Here is a 21,253-nt window from a genome sequence, read left to right on the forward strand (position 1 = left end):
TATCAATACTGCTATAATAGCCGGCATGGACGTTCCCGCTGCCTCCACCCGATCAACCGACGAGAGCCGCCGGCGCGAACTCGGCGCCTTCCTGCGTTCGCGCCGGGAAAGGCTGACGCCATCGGCCACCGGCATCGCGACAGGTCCGCGACGGCGCACGCCGGGTCTGCGGCGTGAGGAAGTGGCGATGATCGCCGGTGTCGGCACCACCTGGTACACCTGGCTCGAACAGGGCAGGGACGTGCGGCCCTCGGTGGAAGTGCTGGTGGCGCTCTGCGAGGCTTTGCGCCTCGACGCCGTCGAGAAGCGGCATCTGTTCATTCTGGCCGGCCGCCAGCAGCCGGAACGTCGTGTGGCGGCGCCCGAGAAGGTCGACGCCACACTGTTGCATATGCTGCAAAGCCTGGTGCTGCAGCCCGCCTATGTCGTCGGCCGGCGTTGGGACGTTCTTGCCTGGAACGAAGCGGCCGTGGCGGTGTTCGGCGACTATGGCCTGCTGGAGGGCGATAGCAGAAATATCGTCCACATGGTGTTCACCAACCCGCACCACCGCCGCCTGCTGGTCGACTGGGAAGAACTCGCCCGCGTGGTGCTCGCCTCGTTTCGTGCCGAAAGCGCCAAATATGTCGGCGATCCCGATTTCGACAGGCTGATCGCGCTGATGATGAACTCAAGTCCCGAGTTCCGCGACTGGTGGCCCCGGCGCGATGTGGCGCGAAAACTGACCGGCGTGAAGCACGTCCGGCATCCCAAGGCAGGCTTGATGGCTTTCGAGCATATGAGCCTGTCGATCGACGACGGCTCGGACATGCGGCTGATCGTCTACACGCCGCTCGCCGAGCAGAACTCGATCGCCAAGCTGCAACAATTGCTCGACGCGATGCCGGCCGAACGGCGCAGCGCCTGAGATCCCTCAGCTTCGTCATCCATGGGCGGAGCGGGAGCAAAGCGGACGCGCAGACCCGAGGATCCATTCCGTTACCTTTGCCGCGGGATGCAGCGGTGCAGGATTCTGGACCGCAGCGGCGCTTCCAAGGCACGGAATGGATCGCGCTGCGTCGCTACGCTCCTTGCTTCGCCCATATGGATGACGAAATGATGAGCGCCTCGGCTAACCTCCACGGTCAGCAGCAACCAAGCAATCGGTGGGTCGACCGCTAGCCCTTAGGCTTCAGCCCATCGAGGAACAATTGCTCCAGGAAGCGGGCAGCGTCCTCGAAGCGGCCGTCGCCGCCGCGGTTTGGTCCCAGCACGGCGCGGACCTGGACGTCGAAATCGGCATAATGCTGCGTCGTCGCCCAGATCGAGAAGATCAGGTGCCAGGGATCGGTCCGGGCGATCTTGCCGGCGCGCATCCAGCCCTTGATGACGGCGGCTTTCTCGTCGACCAATGTCTTCAACTCGCCCACCAGCAACGGCATGATGCGCGGCGCCCCCTGCAGGATCTCGTTGGCGAACAGCCGGCTCTCACGCGGAAAATCGCGCGCCATTTCCAGCTTGCGCCTGATATAGCTCCTGAGTTCGGTCATCGGATCGCCGATGTCGTCAAGTTCCCTGAGCGGCGCCAGCCAGGTTTCGAGCAGCCGCTCCATCAATGTCTCGTGAATGTCTTCCTTGCGGCGGAAATAGTAGAGCAGGTTCGGCTTCGACATGCCGGCGGCTTCGGCGATCTGGTCGATGGTCGAGCCGCGGAAGCCGTTGGTGGAGAACACTTCGAGCGCGGCCTCCAGGATCAGTTCACGCTTTTCCTGCTGGATGCGTGTGCGGCGAGGGGCTTGCGTGCTCGTGGTCACCGTTGCGGCCCCTCGCATAGACGGTCATCTGGACCAATTCTCTGGACCAGTTTTTCTCCAGCCTGTGGAACGCACTTCAGGAGCCGCATTTCCGCTAGTAATCCATTGACCGCCGACAGGGCGGTGCTAACGTTTGTCCAATCGGTCAAAATTTGCGTAGCATGAATGCGCGGCAAAGACCAAGCGTTGGACGCAGCGAAACAGGTTACAAGGGGAAGTCTTGGTCATGTCCAACCGGCTGAAAGTCACGCCGAACGATCTCAGCGCATTCTGGATGCCGTTCACGGCAAACCGGCAGTTCAAGCAGGCGCCGCGCATGTTCGTGTCCGCCAAGGACATGCATTACACGACCAGCGATGGCCGCAAGGTGCTGGACGGCACCGCCGGCCTGTGGTGCGTCAATGCCGGCCATTGCCGTCCGAAGATCACGGAGGCGATCCAGCATCAGGCCGCCGAACTCGACTATGCGCCTGCCTTCCAGATGGGCCATCCGATCGTGTTCGAGCTGGCCAACCGCCTGGTCGATGTCGCGCCCAAGGGCATGGACCATGTGTTCTTCACCAATTCCGGTTCGGAATCGGTCGAGACGGCGCTGAAGATGGCGATCGCCTATCACCGCGTGAAGGGCGAGGGCTCACGCACCCGCCTCATTGGTCGCGAGCGCGGTTATCACGGTGTCAATTTCGGTGGCATCTCGGTCGGCGGCATCGTTACCAACCGCAAGATGTTCGGCACACTGCTGGGCGGCGTCGACCACATGCCGCACACGCATCTGCCGGAGAAGAATGCGTTTTCGAAAGGCGTGCCGGAGCATGGCGCGGAACTCGCCAACGAGCTGGAGCGTATCGTCGCTTTGCATGACGCCTCGACCATCGCCGCCGTCATCGTCGAGCCGGTCGCCGGCTCCACCGGCGTCATCCTGCCGCCGAAGGGCTACCTGGAGAAGCTGCGCGAAATCTGCACCAAGCACGGCATCCTGTTGATCTTCGACGAGGTCATCACCGGTTTCGGCCGTCTCGGTGCACCGTTCGCCGCCGACTATTTCGGCGTGACGCCCGACATCATGACCACCGCCAAGGGCGTCTCCAATGGCGTCATCCCGATGGGCGCGGTGTTCGTGAAGAAGGAAATCCACGACGCCTTCATGACCGGCCCGGAGCACATGATCGAGTTCTTCCACGGCTACACCTATTCGGGCAATCCGATCGCCTGTGCGGCAGCACTCGGAACGCTCGACACCTACAAGGAAGAGGGCCTGCTGACGCGTGGCGAGGAACTGGCGCCTTACTGGGAAGACGCGCTGCATTCGCTGAAGGGCGAGCCGCATGTCATCGACATCAGGAACATCGGCCTGATCGGCGCGATCGAGCTGGCGCCGATCGCCGGCAGCCCGACCAAGCGGGCCTTCTCGGCCTTCGTCAAGGCCTTCGAGCGCGGCGCGCTGATCCGCACCACCGGCGACATCATCGCGCTGTCGCCGCCGCTGATCATCACCAAGGGCCAGATCAACGAACTGATCGACCATGTGCGCGAAGTGCTGCGGTCGATCGACTGAGGCACTACCGCGGCCACCTCCCGACGCAGGCGAGAGTGGCCGCAAACCGGCAGGTCAGCGCGGCGCCGCGCTGACCTGAATCTATTGTGGCAAAGGGCGGCCGCAGTCAGGCGGGCCGGGCGCCGATTCCGGTCAGGATCACCCGTTTGATATTTTCCTTGGCTTCCCGCCATTGCCGGTCGGACAGAGGCTTGCCGCCGTTGAGCGTCTCGATCTGATGGCCGAAATCGGCATAATGCTGGGTCGCCGCCCAAAGCATGTAGAGCAGGTGGCGCGGATCCACCGGGTCCATCTTGCGTTCCTCGATCCAGCGCCTGATGATCTCGACCCGACCGTCGGTCCATTCGCGCAGCGTCGATTCCATATAGTCCTGAAGCACCGGCGCACCGTGCATCACTTCAGAAGCCCAGACCTTGGAGCCGTCCGGATGGCGGCGCGATATTTCCATCTTGGCGTCGATATAGGCACTGATGCCGTCTATCGGCCCGCGCGCCGCGTCGAAGCAATTGGCGGCCTGTAGCCAGATTTCAAAAATGTTCTGGACGACGGATCGGTAGAGCTCTTCCTTGGTGGCGAAATAGTAGTGGAGATTTGCCTTTGGCAAACCCGCCAGATCGGCGATCAACTGCATCGTGGCGCCGCCAAACCCCGCCTCGGCGAATACCTTTTCGGCGGCGACGAGAATGGCTTTTTCGTTCTCCCGGCGGATGTCCTGGCGCCGCATGGGGCGGGTGGCTTCGGTCATGTCTTCCCCAAGATTCTAGTTGACCGCTTGGTCAGGTTGTGTAGTCTGAAAGCTGACCATACGGTCAGGATGCAAATCACTCAAGGGGCGACAAGACTCCTGGTGTAGATGGGAACTCGAGATGGCCGCACCCGGCGAAAATCTGCGAATCAATTCAGACCGCTTGTGGGATTCCATCATGGAGATGGCGAAGATCGGCCCCGGCATTGCCGGCGGCAACAATCGCCAGACCGTGACCGACGAGGACGGCGAGGGCCGGCACCTGTTCAAGCGCTGGTGCGATGCGGCCGGGCTCGAAATGGGCGTCGACGAGATGGGCACCATGTTTGCCCGCCGCGAAGGCACCGACCCCAGCCTGCCGCCGGTCTATGTCGGCAGCCATCTCGACACGCAGCCGACCGGCGGCAAGTATGACGGCGTTCTCGGCGTTCTCGGCGGCCTGGAGATCGTGCGCTCGCTCAACGATCTCGGCATCAAGACGAAACATCCGATCGTCGTCACCAACTGGACCAACGAGGAAGGCGCGCGCTTCGCCCCTGCGATGATGGCCTCCGGCGTGTTCGCCGGCGTGCTCGACCAGGCCGATGTCTACGAGCATGCCGACAAGAACGGCAAGAAATTCGGCGAGGAACTGGAGCGCATCGGCTGGAAGGGCACCGAGAAGGTCGGCGACCGCAAGATTCACGCCTTCTTCGAACTGCATATCGAACAGGGCCCGATCCTGGAGGACGAAGGCATCGACATCGGTGTCGTCACCCATGGCCAAGGGCTGAAATGGCTGCAGGTGACGCTGACCGGCAAGGAGGCGCATACAGGCTCGACGCCGATGCCCAAGCGCCGCAACGCCGGGCTCGGCATGGCTCGTGTAATCGAACTGGTGCACGAGATCGCCATGGACTACCAGCCCGATGCCGTCGGCGCGGTCGGCCACATGGAGGTCTATCCCAACTCGCGCAATATCATCGCCGGGCGCACCGTCTTCACCATCGACATCCGCTCGCCGGAGAAGGAAGTGCTCGACGCCATGGATGGCCGCATCCGCGAAGGCATCGACACGATCTGCGACGCGCTCGACATCCGATACGAGATCGAGCAGGTCGGTCATTTCGATCCGGTCACTTTCGACAAGGGCTGCGTCAAAGCGATCCGCGATGCCGCCGAGCGGCTTGGCTATACGCACCGCAACATCGTCTCAGGCGCCGGTCACGACGCCTGCTGGATCAATCGGGTCGCGCCGACCGCCATGGTGATGTGCCCTTGCGTGGATGGGTTGAGCCACAACGAGGCGGAAGAGATCACCAAGGAATGGGCCGCGGCCGGAGCCGACGTTCTGTTCCACGCGGTGGTGGAGACGGCCGTCATCGTGGAGTGAACCAAGAGATTTACCTTCAAACGTCGCTCACCAAGAAGCGCGAAGAGAAGAACAGGGAACAGCAAAATGACCAAAGTCATCAAGAACGGCACCATCGTCACCGCCGATCGCACGTGGAAGGCCGACGTGCTGATGCAGCACGGCAAGATCGTCGCCATCGGCTCGGGCCTGCATGGCGACCATGAGTATGATGCCACCGGTTGCTATGTGATGCCGGGTGGCATCGATCCGCATACCCATCTCGAAATGCCGTTCATGGGCACCTATTCCGCCGATGATTTCGAATCCGGCACGCGCGCGGCCCTTGCCGGCGGCACCACCATGGTGGTCGATTTCTGCCTGCCGTCCCCACAGCAATCGCTGCTCGAGGCCTTGCAGATGTGGGACAACAAGACCTCGAAGGCTGCCTGCGATTATTCCTTCCACATGGCGATCACCTGGTGGGGCAAGCAGGTGTTCGACGAGATGGCCACCGTCGTCGACAAGGGCATCACCTCGTTCAAGCACTTCATGGCCTACAAGGGCGCGCTGATGGTGGACGACGACGAGATGTACGCGTCGTTCCAGCGCTGCGCCGACCTCGGCGCGCTGCCGCTGGTGCATGCCGAGAATGGCGATGTGGTCGCTGCCCTGTCGCAGAAGCTGCTTGCCGCCGGGAACAATGGCCCCGAAGGGCATGCCTATTCTCGCCCGCCGGAAGTGGAGGGCGAGGCGACCAACCGCGCCATCATGATCGCCGACATGGCCGGCGTGCCGCTCTATGTCGTGCACGTCTCCTGCGAGCAGAGCCACGAGGCGATCCGCCGGGCCCGCCAGAAAGGCATGCGCGTGTTCGGCGAGCCGCTGATCCAGCACCTGACGCTGGACGAGAGCGAGTACTTCGACAAGGACTGGGACCATGCCGCGCGCCGCGTGATGAGCCCGCCCTTCCGCAACAAGTTGCACCAGGATTCTCTGTGGGCCGGCCTGCAGGCCGGATCGCTGCAGGTGGTGGCGACAGACCATTGCGCCTTCACCACCGAGCAGAAGCGCTTCGGCGTCGGCAATTTCACCAAGATCCCCAACGGCACAGGCGGTCTCGAGGACCGGCTGCCGGTGCTGTGGACCAAGGGCGTCAACACCGGGCGGCTGACGATGAACGAGTTCGTCGCGGTGACCTCGACCAACATCGCCAAGATCCTCAACATGTATCCGAAAAAGGGAGCCATCGTCGAAGGCGCCGATGCCGACATCATCGTCTGGGATCCCCAGCGCAAAAAGACGATTTCTTCGAAGAAGCAGCAGTCTGTCATCGACTACAACGTCTTCGAAGGCGTCGAGGTGACGGGTCTGCCGCGCTTCGTCTTCTCGCGCGGCGAGTTGTCGATCGAGGAAGCCGAGGTGAAGGCAAAGCCCGGCCATGGCCAGTTCGTCGGCCGCGAGCCGAACGCCGCGGTCAACCGGGCGCTGTCGACCTGGAAAGAGATCACCGCGCCGCGCAAGGTCGAGCGGACCGGCATTCCGGCGACCGGGGTTTGAGGATGCGGACTCTTGCTCCCGCGATGGCGGCAACCGCGATACTGACCTTGGATGGCAACACCCATATGGAAATGTCTCGGTGCCGATGATTGCCGAGGTCGGCGCCGCCCCTCATCTGCCTGCCGGCATCTTCTCCCCGTATAGAGACGGGGAGAAGGACGCCGTCGCGAAGGATTTCGCCAATCGCCTGCGTTGCCAGAAAGAGCACCGAGGTCGCACTCATCGCCCTTCTCCCCGTCACTATACGGGGAGAAGTGCCCGGCAGGGCGATGAGGGGTGGCGCCGGCCTGAGGCAATTGTTCTACCTGCATTCCCCATGCGGACTGCCCACCGGCCAATGCCGGTCTCAGGCGACCAGCGCATCCAGTTCCGGCAACAGGACGACGCTTTCCTGTTCGTTGGGGTCGGTGCGGGCGATGACGGCGGAGGAGGGGGCGTTGCTCAGATTGGCAGGCAAATGCGGCACCCCTGCGGGAATGTAGAAGAGGTCACCGGCCTTGACGACGATGTGATGCTCCAGCCGGTCGCCATACCAGGTATGGACCTCGCCGGAGAGCACGTAGATCGCCGTTTCATGGTTCTCGTGCAGATGCGCCTTGGCGCGGGCGCCGGGCGGCATGGTGAGCACGTGCATGCAGATGCCGGAAGAGCCGACCGACTCGGTGGCGATGCCGGCGAAATAGGTCAGACCCTGCTTGCCTTCATAAGTGCTTTCAGGGCGGATAAGATGACAAGTGGGTTTAGGCGACATCGGGAAACTCCGGGCGTCGGTTGAGTGGAACAAAGTCAGCAGGACTGAAGGCCAATGGGACGGGTCGAATGGAAAACAACATCGCGATAAAAGCAATCGGAATCGGGACGGCGCCGCGGGAACAGGCAGGCCGCAACCGATGACGGGAACTTCGCCAGCCGTCGTTTCGGCAAACAAACTTGGCCTCACCTTCCAGACCAATGACGGGCCGGTGCAGGCGCTGTCCAATGTCGACCTGACCATCGGCAAGGGTGAGTTCGTCTCCTTCATCGGGCCGTCGGGCTGCGGCAAGACCACTTTGCTGCGCGTCATCGCCGATCTGGAAAAGCCGACCTCGGGGGCGATTTCGGTCAACGGCATGACGCCGGAACAGGCGCGCGAGAAACGCGCCTATGGCTATGTCTTCCAGGCAGCCGCCCTGTTTCCCTGGCGCACCATCGAACGCAATGTCGCGCTGCCGCTGGAGATCATGGGCCTGTCCAGGGCCGAGCAGGCGGAGCGCATCAAGCGCACGCTCGACCTCGTCAATCTCAGTGGCTTCGAGAAGAAGTATCCCTGGCAGCTTTCCGGCGGCATGCAGCAGCGCGCCTCAATCGCGCGTGCGCTTGCCTTCGACGCCGACCTCCTGCTGATGGACGAGCCATTCGGCGCGCTGGACGAGATCGTGCGCGACCACCTCAACGAGCAATTGCTTGAACTGTGGGGACGGACGAACAAGACCATCTGCTTCGTCACCCATTCCATTCCGGAAGCCGTCTACCTGTCGACGCGCATCGTCGTCATGTCGCCGCGTCCGGGCCGGGTCAGCGATGTCATCGAATCGACGCTGCCGAAGGAGCGGCCGCTCGACATCCGCGAGACGCCGGAGTTCCTGGCGATCGCCGCGCGCGTGCGCGATGGCTTGAGGGCAGGGCATAGTTATGATGATTGAGTGGGGGCAGGATGAGCTTCCTCCTCTCCCCCACGGGGAGAGGGTGGCCGGAGCGAAGCGGAGGTCGGGTGAGGGGGCAGCGCCGACAGATCCGACCAAAAGGAAGGTCGGGGCAACCGAACGCGCCCGAAGGCTGCGGGTTGACGAGACCGAGGCTGAATACAGACTTTGGGGCGAACTGAGAGGCCGTCATCTCAACGGTTACAAATTTGTGAGGCAAGTGCCTCTCGGACCCTTCATCGCCGATTTCGTTTGCCGCGAGAACGGCCTGATTGTCGAACTTGACGGCAGCCAGCACGCGGATTCCCCAGCCGATGCCGTGAGAACCGCTTGGCTGAACGGCCAAGGGTATTCCGTTCTGAGATTCTGGAACCACGAAGTGTTGGCCGAGCGCCGAGCGGTCCTTGATACGATCTTGGCTTGCCTTGACGGAAAGATTTCTACCCCCTCACCCGACCTCCGCTTCGCTCCGGCCACCCTCTCCCCGTTGGGGAGAGGAGGGCGCCAGCCCGGCGAGGATCGCTAGATGGACACCTTCCGCGACAAACTCATCCCGGTCACCTCGATCCTCGCCGGCGTCATCGTGCTCTGGTACGTTTTCGCCGTCATCCTCAACGCGCCGTTCCAGCGCGATCTCGATACCCGCGCAAACGAAACGCCAGGCACCGTCGAATTCATCGGCAAGACGCTGTCGCAGCCGAAGCCGACGCTGCCGGCACCGCATCAGGTGGCGGTGAATTTCTTCGAGAACACTTTTCTGCGGCCCATCACCTCGAACCGCAGCCTGGTCTACAACGCCTGGGTAACGCTGTCGTCGACGCTGCTCGGCTTTGCCTTCGGCACCGCGCTCGGCATCGTCATCGCCGTCGGCATCGTCCATGTGGCGACGCTCGACCGCAGCCTGATGCCGTGGATCATCGCCTCGCAGACCATTCCGATCCTGGCGGTGGCGCCGATGATCATCGTCGTGCTGGCAGCCATCGGCATCACTGGCCTGATCCCGAAGGCGATGATCTCGACCTATCTGTCGTTCTTCCCGGTCACCGTCGGCATGGTGAAGGGGCTGCGCTCGCCCGAACTTATGCATCTCGACCTGATGCATACCTACAATGCCAGCCGCGCGCAGACCTTTTGGAAATTGCGCGTGCCGGCCTCGGTGCCGTTCCTGTTCACCTCGATGAAGGTGGCGGTGGCGGCGAGCCTGGTCGGCGCCATCGTCGGCGAACTGCCGACCGGTGCGGTCGCCGGCATCGGCGCCAAGCTGTTGGCCGGCGCCTATTACAGCCAGTCCATCGACATCTGGTCGGCGCTGGTCGCTGGTTCGATCGTGGCGGCGCTGCTTGTGATGGTGGTTGGCATAGCCGGCCGCGTCGTCGACCGCGCCATGGGCGGGAGGCCGGCATGAACCGGCTGAAACCCTCCTGGCAAGCGGCGCTGGCGATCCTGCTCTGCCTGATCGCGGTTGCGCTCGGAGCGATCGCGGCGCCAAAAGTGGATCCGCTGGCGCAGCCCGCGGGGACGTTGATCTATCCCTATGCAGCCACGAGCTGGCTGATCTTTGGCGCGCTGCTTCTCGCCGCTTTGATCCCGATGGCCAAAGTACCGCCCGTGGTCGAAGCCGTCGTGCTCTTCATCGGTGCGCATCTGGCGGCCTGGTTGCTCATCGGCGGCATTGCCGGCTTCGAAGGTCTGGCGCGGGCGCCATATTTCCTGCTGCTCGGGGCCGGCTGGCTGCTTGGCTGGCGTTGCGTCGCGGTCTTGTCTGGACTGCGCCCTACGGCAAGCTGGGCACGGACCGCGCTGCGCCTGATCATCCCTGCAATCTTCGGCGCGTGGATCCTGATCATCTGGGAGGCCGTCACGCGGGGCGCCGGCATTCCCTTCATCCTGTTGCCGCCGCCGAGCGCCATCGGCGCGCGCATCGCCAGTTCGCTGCCGGTGCTCGGTGCCGATGTCCGGCAGACCATCTTCAAGGCGGTGCTCTTCGGTTATGTCGTGGGCAGCGGCGCGGGCTTCGTCACCGCTGTTCTCGCCGACCGCGTGGCGTTCCTGCGGCGCGGGCTCTTGCCGATCGGCAACATGGTCTCGGCGCTGCCGATCATCGGCGTGGCGCCGATCATGGTCATGTGGTTCGGTTTCGACTGGCAGTCCAAGGCGGCTGTGGTCATCATCATGACCTTCTTTCCTATGCTGGTGAACACCGTCGCCGGGCTCGCCGCGTCCGGCCATATGGAGCGCGACCTGATGCGCACCTATGCGTCCGGCTATTGGCCGACGCTCGTCAAGCTGCGGCTGCCGGCGGCGGCGCCTTTCATCTTCAACGCGCTGAAGATCAATTCGACGCTGGCGCTGATCGGCGCCATCGTCGCCGAGTTCTTCGGCACGCCAGTCGTCGGCATGGGATTCCGCATTTCGACCGAGGTCGGGCGGATGAACATCGACATGGTCTGGGCCGAAATCGCAGTTGCAGCACTTGCGGGTTCGGTCTTTTATGGCGTGGTCGCCCTTGTCGAAAGGGCCGTCACGTTTTGGCATCCCTCTGTCCGTGGTGGATAGGGGCGGTGGGTTTAAGGCACTAACTTCAGAGGGTAAAAAAATGAAAAGACTTATTATTCCAGTTCTGGCCGGCGCGATGTCGCTGGCCGCTTTCCAGGCAATGGCCGCCGACAAGGTGACCTTGCAGCTGAAATGGGTCACGCAGGCGCAGTTTGCCGGCTACTATGTCGCCAAGGCCAAGGGTTTCTATGACGCCGAAGGCCTCGACGTCGACATCAAGCCGGGTGGCCCCGATATCGCGCCAGAGCAGGTGATCGCCGGCGGCGGCGCCGATGTCATCGTCGACTGGATGGGCGGCGCGCTCGCCGCGCGCGAAAAGGGCGTGCCACTGGTCAACATCGCCCAGCCGTTCAAGAAGGCCGGCATGGAACTGGTCTGCCCGAAGGACGGCCCGATCAAGAGCGAAGCCGACTTCAAGGGTCATACGCTGGGCGTCTGGTTCTTCGGCAACGAATATCCGTTCTACGCCTGGATGAACAAGCTTGGCCTAAAGACCGATGGCGGCCCCGATGGCGTCACCGTTCTCAAGCAGAGTTTCGACGTGCAGCCGCTGATCCAGAAGCAGGCCGACTGCATCTCTGTCATGACCTACAATGAGTACTGGCAGCTGATCGACGCCGGCTACAAGCCCGAACAGCTCACCGTGTTCAACTACTCGGCCATGGGCAACGACCTGCTCGAGGACGGGCTCTACGCGTCGGAAGACAAGCTCAAGGATCCAGCCTTCGAGGACAAGATGGTGCGTTTCGTGCGCGCTTCGATGAAGGGCTGGAAATACGCCATCGACAACAACGACGAGGCTGCTGGCATCGTCATGGATGGCGGCGGACAGGACGAGAACCACCAGAAGCGGATGATGAGCGAGGTCGCCAAGCTGATCGACAACGCCGACGGCAAGCTCGATCCGGCGACCTACGAGCGCACCGCCAAGGCGCTGCTCGACCAGAAGATCATCACCAAGGAGCCGACCGGCGCCTACACCACCGCCATCACCGACAAGGCGGTCAAATAAGCCCGGCAGGCGCGATCAACAGCGCCTGCGACCGTTTTGACGGCTGACACCAAAAGGGGGCGGGCGACCGCCCCTTTCCATTCGCATCGATCACAAAACCGTGTGCGGGGATACATTATGCCAACCAGCCGTTGCATTGAAGCATGCGCGCGTCGGGGGACCGTGACGGATGCTTGTTGCAATCGGAGGTTCTTCATGCGCGCACACTCCTTCCTGCCGGCGCTATCGGCGCTCGCCATTTCCACCGCTTTCCTGTTCGCATCACCGGCCATGGCCGAGATGGTAAAATACAAGGCGACCCTGGATGGCGGCCAGCAGAGCCCGCCCGTCACCACCAAGGGCAAGGGGACGGCCACTCTCACCTTCGACACCACGAAGAAGAAGCTCAGCTGGAACGTGAAGTATTCCGGCCTCAGCGGCCCGGCGGTGGCCGCGCATATCCACGGCCCGGCGGCAATGGGTGAAAACGCGGACCCCGTGATCCCGTTCAAAGGCAAGCTCAAGAGCCCGATCAAGGGGTCGGCGACGCTGACGGATGCGCAGGCCGCTGATCTGGAGGCCGGCAAATATTACGTCAACGTGCATACGGCGGCCCACAAGGACGGCGAGATCCGCGGTCAGATCGAAAAGGCGATGTAGGAGGAGCCGAAGGAGCCGAAGCCCAGCGGGACAGACGGGCGCGCCAGCGAATTCAGCCTGGCGGCCCTTAAACCTTGTCGCGTATCTGGGTCATCGTCCGGGTCGGCGTGATTGCCTCGGGATCGAGCCTGATCTCGACGATCGCCGGCTTGCCGCTGGTTCGCGCGCGCTCGAAGGCAGGCGCGAAATCAGCTGTCTTCTCCACCGTCTCGCCATGGCCGCCATAGGCGCGGGCAAGTGCCGCGAAATCGGGGTTCTTCAGATCGGTGCCGACGACACGCCCGGGATATTCGCGCTCCTGGTGCATGCGGATGGTGCCGTAAATGCCGTTGTTGACGACAATCACGATGATCGGCAGGTTGTACTGTACGGCGGTGGCGAATTCCTGGCCGTTCATCAGGAAGCAGCCGTCGCCGGCAAACGCAACCACGGTGCGCTCCGGATAAAGCGCCTTGGCGGCGACCGCCGCCGGCGTGCCGTAACCCATCGAGCCCGACGTCGGCGCGGCCTGCGTGCCGAAGCGGCGGGAACGGTGGAAGCGATGAACCCAAGTCGCGTAATTGCCGGCGCCATTGGTCAGAATGGCATCGTCGGGCAACACTTTTTCCAGATAGTCCATGATCGGACCCATCTGCACCGCGCCAGGGCCGGTCTGTGGTGGCGTCGACCATTCGAGATAGGCCGCGTGGTGCCTGGGTGTCTCGGCCGCCCATGAGAGCTGTCCGGCCGGCTTGCGCTTGGCGAAAGCCTCGACGAAAGCCGCTGGCGAGGCGTTGATCGCCAGCGTCGGGCGGTAGACCCGGCCGAGTTCGCCGGCATCGGCATGGACATGCACCAGTGCCTGGTCGGGATAGGGGCTTTTCAGCAGCGTGTAGTCGGAAGAGGGCATCTCGCCCATGCGGCCTCCGATCAGCAGCACGAGGTCCGCCTGCTTGATCGCAGTCGCCAGCTTTGGATTGATGCCGATGCCGACATCGCCGGCATAGTTCGGATGAAGGTGGTCGAACAGCATCTGGCGCCGGAAAGAGCATCCGACCGGCAACGACCAAGCCTCTGATATCGCCTGCATCCGCGCCACGGCCTCGGCATCCCAGCGCGTTCCGCCGAGAATGACGAAAGGCCTGGTGGACTTGGCCAGAAGCTTCTCCAGTGCGTCGAGTTCGGCTTCGCCGGGCCGCGTTTCGACGGGCGTGTGCGGCAAGGCTTTCGGCGCTTCGACGATGCTGGTCAGCATATCCTCCGGCAGCGAGATGACCACCGGGCCGGGGCGGCCCGACGTCGCTATCGCGAAGGCGCGGGTGACGAATTCGGGGATGCGCGAGGCGTCGTCGATCTCGACAACCCATTTGGCGATGTCGCCGAAGAACCTGACGTAATCAACCTCCTGGAACGCTTCGCGCTCCTTGGCGTGGCTGGCGACCTGGCCGATGAACAGGATGAGCGGAACCGAATCCTGCATGGCGATGTGGATGCCGGCGGAAGCGTTGGTGGCGCCGGGGCCGCGGGTGACGAAGCAGATACCGGGCTTGCCGGTCAGCCGGCCCTGGCAGTCGGCCATCATGGCGGCGCCGCCTTCCTGGCGGCAGACGATGGTGCGGATCGAGGAGTCATGCAGCGCGTCGAGCACCGCAAGGTAGGATTCGCCCGGCACGCAGAAGATACGGTCGGTGCCGTTGGCTTCGAGGGCGTCGACGATCAGTTGTCCACCGGTCTTCATTTCCCAGACTTCTCCAGTTCGGCAAGGATTTCGTCAGTGTGCTCGCCAAGGCGCGGCGAGGGGCGCTCGTAGACGAGCGGCGTTTCGGACATCACCATCGGCGCGCGCACCGACGGCAGGCGATTGCCATGGCCGTCGTCGAGATCGAGCCGCATGCCGCGGGCAATGGTCTGCGGATCGGCGAACATCTGGCCGATCGTGTTGATCGGGCTTGCCGGCACGCTGGCGGCTTCGAGCTTCGCCAGCAGCGGATCGCGATCAAAAATCTTCAGCGCCTCGATGATGCGTGCGCGAAGTTCCACGCGGTTGGCGACGCGGGACGGATTGGTGGTGAAATCGGGATTGGCCGGCAAATCGTCCAGCCCGACCGCAGCGCAGAATTTGGCGAACTGGCCGTCATTGCCGACAGCCAGGATGATGTGGCCGTCCCTGACCGGAAGCACTTCGTAGGGGGCAATGTTCATATGCGCATTGCCCATCTGCACCGGCGACTTGCCGGAGACGAGATAGTTGAGGTTCTGGTTGCCGAGCGCTGAGATTTGCGTGTCGAACAGCGCCATGTCGATGTGCTGGCCTTCGCCGGTCTGTTCGGCATGACGCAAGGCGGCCTGGATGGCGATGACCGAATAAAGGCCGGTGAAGATATCCGAGATGGCGACGCCAGCCTTCTGCGGCTCGCGGCCGGCTTCGCCGGTGATCGACATCATGCCGGCCATGGCCTGGATGATGAAGTCGTAGCCCGCGCGTGGCGCATAGGGCCCGTCCTGACCGAAGCCGGTGATGGAGCAGTAGACCAGGCGAGGGTTGATCTTGCGAAGGCTGTCATGGTCGAGCCCATATTTCTTCAGGCCGCCGAGCTTGAAGTTCTCGATCAGCACGTCCGCCGTCGCGACCAGCCGGCGCACCGTCTCGGCGCCTTCCGGCGTCGAGAAGTCGATGGCGATGGAACGCTTGCCGCGATTGCAGGAATGGTAATAGGCGGCCGACAGGTTCTCGCCGTCATGGCTCATGACGAAGGGCGGACCCCATTTGCGAGTGTCGTCGCCGCCGTCGGGGCTCTCGACCTTGATGACATCGGCTCCGAGATCGGCAAGCAACTGCCCGGCCCAGGGCCCGGCAAGAATGCGGGCGAGTTCGACGACGCGGACGCCTTTCAGCGGGGGTTCGGCCATAAATCACCGTGTTTGCCGCAATCATCCTGATTGCTGCGAAAGCAGAGCCTCTATCAAGCCCGGCAGCGGCTGTCACGGTCCTTGCAATGGGCCAACCCGTCACGCTTTCAAGACAGTGTCCGCCCAGGTGGCGAAATCGTCCATGATGACGTCCCGGTTCACGTCGTTCAGGCTTTCGTGGCGGGTGTCGGCGTAAACCTTTGAAGCCAGATTCGAAAAGCCTATCCTGCGCATGCGGCTGGCGAGATGGCTGATGCCTTTGCCGTAGTCCGAGGCCGGGTCCTTTTCGCCGCCGACGATGGCGACAGGGATGTCGCGGCGAATGGCGGCAAAGCCTGCATCCTTGCCGCCGTTCAGCGCCATGGCGATCACATCGCGCCACATCGAAATGGAGGCATCCCAGCCGCAGAGTGGATCGGCGATGTATTTCGCCACCTCCGCCTCGTCGCGCGACAGCCAGTCGAACAGCGTGCGATGGTTGGGCACCGCCTCGCCCCAGGCCTGGAAAGTCAGTTTCGGCAGCAGGCGCGACGGGACATCGGAGCCCAGCCGCATCCGTTCCCAGGCGAGAATACCGAGCGCCACCTGGCCGAGCAGGCCTTGCGAGAAATTGCCGTTCCAGATCGCCGCCGCATGAACGCGGCCAGAGTGGCGTAACAGGTAGTTCAGCGCCACGGACGCGCCCATCGAGTGGCCGAAAAGGATCACCGGCAGGTCAGGCTGCTCCCGGGCGATGAGATCGTGGATGGCGTCGACATCGGCGACCAGCTTGGCCGGGCCATCCTTGTCGGCGAATCTGCCGAGCGGCGCGTCGGGCGCCTTGGTCGCGCCATGGCCACGGTGGTCATGGACATAGACATGGAAGCCCCGGGCGGCCAGGAAACCGGCGAAGCGATCGTAGCGCGCGGCATGTTCGGCCAGGCCATGATTGATCTGGACCACCGCGCGTGGAGAGCTGTCGGCCTGCCGGACGAACAGATTGAGGTCGGCGCCGGTCGGCGAGCGAACCACGCGCTGCTGGCTGAATGGCATGCCCGCTGGTCTCCCCCTGGCTCCGCCCTCGTGATGTCCAACCTGTGCGCCGGTGCCAGATTTGCGTCAATCGGACCTGCCGGCTTTTCCGCGACGATCTTTCTTGCCACCGGCCTGCAAAATATCGCAATTCTGACATGGAGACAGCTTCAGTCTGTCGCCCACTTTCCAGCAGGGGATTCTCCATGCGCGTTGCTGTTGTTTTCGGATTGGCCTTGCTGGCGGGATCGCTGGCAGGCGCGGCGCATGCCGACGTCAAGATGAGCGGCACCTTCGTGGCCGACGCTGCCTGTCCGGCGACGCAGGCGATCAAGAACGGCAAGAACCCCGGCAGTGTCTCGACCGATGCGGGCAAGACCTACCAATTGCTGGCCGGCAACAAGGACGCTCCGACCCACTACCTCATCCTGGTGCCGGGCGCCGATCCCGAGCGCCGCTGGGTGAAGGTGAGCTGCGGTCATCTCTCGGGCAGCAGTGCCGCGACCGTGCCGGCGACACCGAGCGGGCAAGGCAAGCCCGCGCCCGCGGGAAAGCCCGAATATGTCTTCGCGTTGAGCTGGCAGCCGGCCTTCTGCGAGACCAAGTCGAGCAAGACCGAATGCAAGGCGCAAAATCCCAGCGAGTTTGATGCCACCAATTTCACACTGCACGGCCTGTGGCCGCAACCGAACGGCAATTTCTATTGCCAGGCTTCGGCCAGCGACAAGGCCAATGACAGTCCGGCCCACTGGCAGGACCTGCCACCGGTCAACCTCGATGCGGACACCCGCACCGAGCTCGACAAGGTGATGCCGGGCACCGCCTCGAAGCTGGAACGACATGAATGGATCAAGCACGGCACCTGCTACGGCAAAAGCCAGCAGGAGTATTTTTCCGACGCCCTCCATTTGATGCGTGAGGTCAACAGCTCGCCCGTGCGCGACCTCTTCGCCAAGAACATTGGTGGCAAGCTGACGGCGGACCAGATCCGCGGTGCCTTCGACCAGGCCTTCGGCGCAGGGGCGGGGGACCGGGTGCGTGTGTCCTGCCTTATCGATCCGTCGAGTGGCCGGCGGCTGATCGGCGAACTGACGCTCGGCCTTGCCGGTCCGATCGGCCCCAACAGCTCGCTCAAGGACCTGTTGCTGGCCTCGGTGCCGACCAACAAGGCCGGTTGCCCGACCGGCACGGTTGATCCGATCGGCTTCCAGTAAGTGCGGGATCGCCGCTTCCGGTAAGCCGTCGCGGAGAGAGCTAAACCTGGGCGGACCTGGTCCAGGCAATGGCGGCGTGGGCCTCATGCCCGCCAGGTTCGCCGACGACGCGGTCGCGACCGGTCGATTTCGCCTTGTAGAGGCGCTGGTCGGCAAGCGCGAACAGGTCGGCCAGGCACTGTGTCGTTTCGCTGACGGTGGAAACGCCGGCGCTGACGGTCAGCTCGAACCGGCTGGTGGCGGCCGAGGCCTTGAGCGCGGTGCGGACGCTTTCGCCAAACAGCCTGGCGACGGAATGCGGACGCGAACTCAGGATGGCGAATTCCTCGCCGCCGATCCGGAACACCTGGTCCTCGGCGCTCGCCGCTTCGCAAAGTACGCCTGCGACCGCCTTCAGCACCTTGTCGCCTTCGGCATGGCCGAATCGGTCGTTGATCGACTTGAAGTGATCGACGTCGACGATGAGCAGGCTGAGCGGCCTCGCCGTGCGCAGGCTGGACTGGACGGCGGCTTCACCGTCGGCATCGAAGCGTCCCCTATGCAGCAGGCCGGTGAGGCCATCGCGGCCGACATGCTCGACCAACGCCTCATAGCGTTCGCGATAGGTCAGCGTCTCGAAAATGTCGGTCAGCCCGCGCGGCATCTGGACGTCCCGGACCTCGAACCATTTGAGATAGGCGACCAGCATGGCGCTGAAAGTCAGCGCCGCCGCCATCTTGGCGAACCAGCCGCCGAAGAAGACGGCGATCGGCGCGCCGGCAACGAAATGCAGCGCGGTGAAGAAGCCGGCCTGATCGAAGGTAAGCACGCAGGCGACCGAAACCAGAATGCGCGCGAACTGCGCCTTGCGCAAAGTGCGCCCAAGTTTTTCGTAGAGCAGGATGATCAGGATGGCGTCGATGACCAGCAGCGTCGTGCCCCACACCATCAGCCAGCCCATCTCGTCGATGAAGCCGATGTCGGGGAGCCGGCCATCGGGAAGTGGTGCGACGGCGTGCAGGCGAAGCAGCAGCACTAGCCCGATCATCAGCACATTGCCGAGCAGCAGGCCGTAGATCGGTTGGCGCACGGTGGCGGCGTCTTCCTTGATGTAAAGCAGAAGCAGCATGACCAGCTTTCCCGAAAACATGACCGCTGAGCCTGGCGAGACCAGGCCGAACGGCAGGGCGACGTAAAAGACGCTGGCGAGATAGGTTTCCAGGAAATGCATGACGCCGAGGGCGCAGACGAAGACGCCAAGGCCGATGCGCTTACGGAACCGGAAAAGCGTCACCATGACGCTGAAGTAGACGACCGCTTCGGCAAGGAGCAGGAAACTGTTCAGCAATGCCGTCGATCCGATCTCTCTCTCGAAATCGCGGCAAGCCGGCGATTCCAAACCCGATCCTTTTTTGACCCGCAAGGGTTAACCGGCGATTTCCGTGCGCCATCGACCGGTTGAAAACTTGGCTGTCGGTGCACACATGTCCGTGTGGTTGGCTCGACGTGGCAAAAGCGATTGCCGTTCGCCGCCGCATCGCCTACATAGCGGCCAACCTCCATTCAATTCGGCAAATCCAGTCAGTTTTTCAGGGAAAGCGCGCGTGGCACGCCAGTTCATCTATCACATGTCCGGCCTGTCGAAGGCCTACGGCACCAAGAAGGTGCTCGATAACGTTCATCTGTCCTTCTATCCGGACGCCAAGATCGGCATCCTCGGCCCCAACGGCTCGGGCAAGTCCACGATCCTGCGCATCATGGCCGGGCTTGACAAAGAGTTCCAGGGCGAGGCCTGGCTGGCTGAGGGCGCGACCGTGGGCTACCTCGCGCAGGAACCGCAGCTCGACAACAGCAAGACCGTGATGGAAAACGTCATGGACGGCGTTGCCAGGAAGACCGCCATCATCGAGCGCTACAACGAGCTGATGATGAACTATTCCGACGAGACGGCCGACGAGTCCGCCAAGCTCCAGGATGAGATGGACCGGCTCAATTTGTGGGATCTCGAGCAGCAGGTCGAGATGGCTATGGACGCGCTGCAGTGCCCGCCGCCGGATTCCGAGGTGACCAACCTGTCCGGCGGCGAGCGTCGCCGCGTGGCGCTGTGCCGGCTGCTTCTGCAACAGCCCGATCTGCTTCTGCTCGACGAACCGACCAACCATCTCGACGCCGAGACCACGGCGTGGCTGGAAAAGCACCTGCGCGACTATCCGGGCTCGGTGCTGATCATCACCCACGACCGCTACTTCCTCGACAACGTCACCGGCTGGATTCTTGAACTCGATCGTGGCCGCGGCATCCCGTACGAGGGCAACTACACCAGATATCTCGACGCCAAGGCCAAGCGCCTGATCCAGGAAGGCCGCGAGGACGACGCCCGCCAGAAGTCGATCTGGCGCGAGCGCGAGTGGATCCAGTCCTCGCCGAAGGCCCGCCAGACCAAGTCCAAGGCGCGCATCAAGGCCTACGAGGAACTGGTCGAGCAGTCACAGAACCGCAAGCCGACCGACACGCAGATAGTCATTCCGTCGAGCGAGCGTCTCGGCAATGTCGTCATCGAGGTCGAAGGCCTCAATAAGGGCTTTGGCGACGAGCTCCTGATCGAGGATCTGTCGTTCAGGTTGCCGCCGGGCGGCATTGTCGGCGTCATCGGCCCGAACGGTGCCGGCAAGACGACGCTGTTCAAGACGTTCACCGGCCAGGAGAAGCCAGACGCGGGCACCGTCCGCATCGGCGAGACGGTCAGGCTCGGCTATGTCGACCAGAGCCGCGACGCACTCGATGCCAACAAGACGGTGTGGGAAGAGATCTCCGGCGGCGCCGAGATCATCAAGCTCGGCAAGCACGAGGTCAACAGCCGCGCCTACTGCTCCTCCTTCAACTTCCGTGGCGGCGACCAGCAGCAGAAGGTCGGTAATCTCTCGGGCGGCCAGCGCAATCGCGTGCACCTGGCCAAGATGCTGAAGACCGGCGGCAATGTGCTGCTGCTCGACGAACCGACCAACGACCTTGATACGGAAACGCTGAGCGCGCTGGAAGACGCGCTGGAAGCCTATGCCGGCTGCGCGGTCATCATCAGCCACGATCGCATGTTCCTCGACCGCATGGCCACCCACATGCTTGCCTTCGAGGGCGACGCGCATGTCGAATGGTTCGAAGGCAATTTCGAGGAATACGAGAAGGACAAGCTGCGCCGCATGGGCGCGGAAGCGGCGGCTCCGCACCGTATGACGCACAAGCGGCTGACGCGGTAAGGGCTTCATTGGGCGGCGAATTTCTCAGGGATAC

19 protein-coding genes are annotated in these 21,253 nt (G+C 63.2%); 12 read left to right on the forward strand and 7 right to left on the reverse strand.

Annotated features, from left to right (window positions below; translation table 11 throughout):
• Positions 1 to 25: 25 nt before the first annotated feature.
• Positions 26 to 907: a helix-turn-helix transcriptional regulator gene (locus tag LB536_RS11410; RefSeq protein ID WP_140759014.1), complete on the forward strand. Its 882-nt coding sequence runs from the start codon at positions 26 to 28 to the stop codon at positions 905 to 907.
• 250 nt (positions 908 to 1,157) lie between these two features.
• Here the strand turns inward: LB536_RS11410 and LB536_RS11415 are convergent, their stop codons facing one another.
• Positions 1,158 to 1,793 (reverse strand): TetR family transcriptional regulator C-terminal domain-containing protein, encoded by a 636-nt coding sequence (locus LB536_RS11415; protein ID WP_224592043.1) that lies wholly within the window; start codon positions 1,791 to 1,793, stop codon positions 1,158 to 1,160.
• A 226-nt stretch (positions 1,794 to 2,019) separates the two neighbouring features.
• Between LB536_RS11415 and LB536_RS11420 the strand changes: the two genes are divergently transcribed.
• Positions 2,020 to 3,348, forward strand: coding sequence for an aspartate aminotransferase family protein (locus LB536_RS11420; protein WP_140811953.1), 1,329 nt, complete (start codon positions 2,020 to 2,022; stop codon positions 3,346 to 3,348).
• 106 nt (positions 3,349 to 3,454) lie between these two features.
• Here the strand turns inward: LB536_RS11420 and LB536_RS11425 are convergent, their stop codons facing one another.
• The gene (locus LB536_RS11425; RefSeq protein WP_140811952.1) at positions 3,455 to 4,093 is read right to left on the reverse strand and encodes a TetR/AcrR family transcriptional regulator; all 639 of its coding nucleotides are present in this window, start codon (positions 4,091 to 4,093) and stop codon (positions 3,455 to 3,457) included.
• A gap of 121 nt (positions 4,094 to 4,214) precedes the next feature.
• Between LB536_RS11425 and LB536_RS11430 the strand changes: the two genes are divergently transcribed.
• Complete coding sequence (locus tag LB536_RS11430; RefSeq protein WP_224592046.1) at positions 4,215 to 5,465, forward strand: Zn-dependent hydrolase; 1,251 nt, start codon at positions 4,215 to 4,217, stop codon at positions 5,463 to 5,465.
• A 66-nt stretch (positions 5,466 to 5,531) separates the two neighbouring features.
• Entirely contained in the window at positions 5,532 to 6,983 is a 1,452-nt protein-coding gene (gene hydA, locus LB536_RS11435) for a dihydropyrimidinase (RefSeq protein WP_140811950.1), read from the forward strand.
• Between the two features lie 346 nt (positions 6,984 to 7,329).
• Here the strand turns inward: hydA and LB536_RS11440 are convergent, their stop codons facing one another.
• Entirely contained in the window at positions 7,330 to 7,734 is a 405-nt protein-coding gene (locus LB536_RS11440) for a cupin domain-containing protein (protein ID WP_015317160.1), read from the reverse strand.
• Positions 7,735 to 7,873: 139 nt separating this feature from the next.
• Between LB536_RS11440 and LB536_RS11445 the strand changes: the two genes are divergently transcribed.
• The 6 genes from LB536_RS11445 to LB536_RS11470 all read left to right on the forward strand — a co-directional run bounded on the left by LB536_RS11445 (position 7,874) and on the right by LB536_RS11470 (position 12,872).
• Entirely contained in the window at positions 7,874 to 8,665 is a 792-nt protein-coding gene (locus LB536_RS11445; protein WP_140759008.1) for an ABC transporter ATP-binding protein, read from the forward strand.
• Positions 8,658 to 9,191, forward strand: a complete 534-nt coding sequence (locus LB536_RS11450; RefSeq protein WP_411966542.1) for an endonuclease domain-containing protein — start codon at positions 8,658 to 8,660, stop codon at positions 9,189 to 9,191. Before LB536_RS11445 ends, LB536_RS11450 begins: the two co-directional genes overlap by 8 nt.
• Positions 9,192 to 10,070, forward strand: coding sequence for an ABC transporter permease (locus LB536_RS11455; RefSeq protein ID WP_224592048.1), 879 nt, complete (start codon positions 9,192 to 9,194; stop codon positions 10,068 to 10,070).
• On the forward strand, positions 10,067 to 11,221 hold the full coding sequence (locus LB536_RS11460; protein ID WP_140811948.1) for an ABC transporter permease: 1,155 nt from the start codon (positions 10,067 to 10,069) through the stop codon (positions 11,219 to 11,221). Before LB536_RS11455 ends, LB536_RS11460 begins: the two co-directional genes overlap by 4 nt.
• Positions 11,222 to 11,261: 40 nt before the next feature.
• Positions 11,262 to 12,233 carry an ABC transporter substrate-binding protein gene (locus LB536_RS11465; RefSeq protein WP_140811947.1) on the forward strand — a complete coding sequence of 324 codons (972 nt, stop codon included), beginning with the start codon at positions 11,262 to 11,264 and terminating at the stop codon, positions 12,231 to 12,233.
• Between the two features lie 195 nt (positions 12,234 to 12,428).
• Positions 12,429 to 12,872, forward strand: a complete 444-nt coding sequence (locus LB536_RS11470) for a CHRD domain-containing protein (protein WP_140759003.1) — start codon at positions 12,429 to 12,431, stop codon at positions 12,870 to 12,872.
• 67 nt (positions 12,873 to 12,939) lie between these two features.
• Here LB536_RS11470 and LB536_RS11475 read toward each other — a convergent pair whose 3' ends face one another.
• The 3 genes from LB536_RS11475 to LB536_RS11485 form a co-directional block, all read right to left on the reverse strand.
• Positions 12,940 to 14,589, reverse strand: a complete 1,650-nt coding sequence (locus LB536_RS11475) for a thiamine pyrophosphate-binding protein (RefSeq protein WP_224592051.1) — start codon at positions 14,587 to 14,589, stop codon at positions 12,940 to 12,942.
• Positions 14,586 to 15,761 carry a CaiB/BaiF CoA transferase family protein gene (locus tag LB536_RS11480; protein ID WP_224592058.1) on the reverse strand — a complete coding sequence of 392 codons (1,176 nt, stop codon included), beginning with the start codon at positions 15,759 to 15,761 and terminating at the stop codon, positions 14,586 to 14,588. The genes LB536_RS11475 and LB536_RS11480 overlap by 4 nt, the downstream gene beginning before the upstream one ends.
• 99 nt (positions 15,762 to 15,860) lie before the next feature.
• The gene (locus LB536_RS11485) at positions 15,861 to 16,793 is read right to left on the reverse strand and encodes an alpha/beta fold hydrolase (protein ID WP_224592060.1); all 933 of its coding nucleotides are present in this window, start codon (positions 16,791 to 16,793) and stop codon (positions 15,861 to 15,863) included.
• 185 nt (positions 16,794 to 16,978) lie between these two features.
• Here LB536_RS11485 and LB536_RS11490 point away from each other — a divergent pair, with 185 nt between their 5' ends.
• Entirely contained in the window at positions 16,979 to 17,986 is a 1,008-nt protein-coding gene (locus LB536_RS11490) for a ribonuclease T2 family protein (RefSeq protein ID WP_224592063.1), read from the forward strand.
• A gap of 40 nt (positions 17,987 to 18,026) precedes the next feature.
• Here the strand turns inward: LB536_RS11490 and LB536_RS11495 are convergent, their stop codons facing one another.
• Positions 18,027 to 19,313: a sensor domain-containing diguanylate cyclase gene (locus tag LB536_RS11495; protein WP_224592483.1), complete on the reverse strand. Its 1,287-nt coding sequence runs from the start codon at positions 19,311 to 19,313 to the stop codon at positions 18,027 to 18,029.
• 256 nt (positions 19,314 to 19,569) lie between these two features.
• Between LB536_RS11495 and ettA the strand changes: the two genes are divergently transcribed.
• Positions 19,570 to 21,219, forward strand: a complete 1,650-nt coding sequence (gene ettA, locus LB536_RS11500) for an energy-dependent translational throttle protein EttA (protein ID WP_140758998.1) — start codon at positions 19,570 to 19,572, stop codon at positions 21,217 to 21,219.
• Positions 21,220 to 21,253: the final 34 nt, after the last annotated feature.

The sequence above is a fragment of the Mesorhizobium sp. ES1-3 genome, assembly GCF_020164795.1.
Taxonomy (GTDB): Bacteria; Pseudomonadota; Alphaproteobacteria; order Rhizobiales; family Rhizobiaceae; genus Mesorhizobium.

Coding starts and splice junctions, on each gene's coding strand:
- LB536_RS11410 (WP_140759014.1), top strand. CDS start 26: ATGGACGTTCCCGCTGCCTCCACCCGATCAACCGACGAGAGCCGCCGG.
- LB536_RS11420 (WP_140811953.1), top strand. CDS start 2,020: ATGTCCAACCGGCTGAAAGTCACGCCGAACGATCTCAGCGCATTCTGG.
- LB536_RS11425 (WP_140811952.1), bottom strand. CDS start 4,093: ATGACCGAAGCCACCCGCCCCATGCGGCGCCAGGACATCCGCCGGGAG.
- LB536_RS11430 (WP_224592046.1), top strand. CDS start 4,215: ATGGCCGCACCCGGCGAAAATCTGCGAATCAATTCAGACCGCTTGTGG.
- hydA (WP_140811950.1), top strand. CDS start 5,532: ATGACCAAAGTCATCAAGAACGGCACCATCGTCACCGCCGATCGCACG.
- LB536_RS11440 (WP_015317160.1), bottom strand. CDS start 7,734: ATGTCGCCTAAACCCACTTGTCATCTTATCCGCCCTGAAAGCACTTAT.
- LB536_RS11445 (WP_140759008.1), top strand. CDS start 7,874: ATGACGGGAACTTCGCCAGCCGTCGTTTCGGCAAACAAACTTGGCCTC.
- LB536_RS11450 (WP_411966542.1), top strand. CDS start 8,658: ATGATTGAGTGGGGGCAGGATGAGCTTCCTCCTCTCCCCCACGGGGAG.
- LB536_RS11455 (WP_224592048.1), top strand. CDS start 9,192: ATGGACACCTTCCGCGACAAACTCATCCCGGTCACCTCGATCCTCGCC.
- LB536_RS11460 (WP_140811948.1), top strand. CDS start 10,067: ATGAACCGGCTGAAACCCTCCTGGCAAGCGGCGCTGGCGATCCTGCTC.
- LB536_RS11465 (WP_140811947.1), top strand. CDS start 11,262: ATGAAAAGACTTATTATTCCAGTTCTGGCCGGCGCGATGTCGCTGGCC.
- LB536_RS11470 (WP_140759003.1), top strand. CDS start 12,429: ATGCGCGCACACTCCTTCCTGCCGGCGCTATCGGCGCTCGCCATTTCC.
- LB536_RS11475 (WP_224592051.1), bottom strand. CDS start 14,589: ATGAAGACCGGTGGACAACTGATCGTCGACGCCCTCGAAGCCAACGGC.
- LB536_RS11480 (WP_224592058.1), bottom strand. CDS start 15,761: ATGGCCGAACCCCCGCTGAAAGGCGTCCGCGTCGTCGAACTCGCCCGC.
- LB536_RS11485 (WP_224592060.1), bottom strand. CDS start 16,793: ATGCCATTCAGCCAGCAGCGCGTGGTTCGCTCGCCGACCGGCGCCGAC.
- LB536_RS11490 (WP_224592063.1), top strand. CDS start 16,979: ATGCGCGTTGCTGTTGTTTTCGGATTGGCCTTGCTGGCGGGATCGCTG.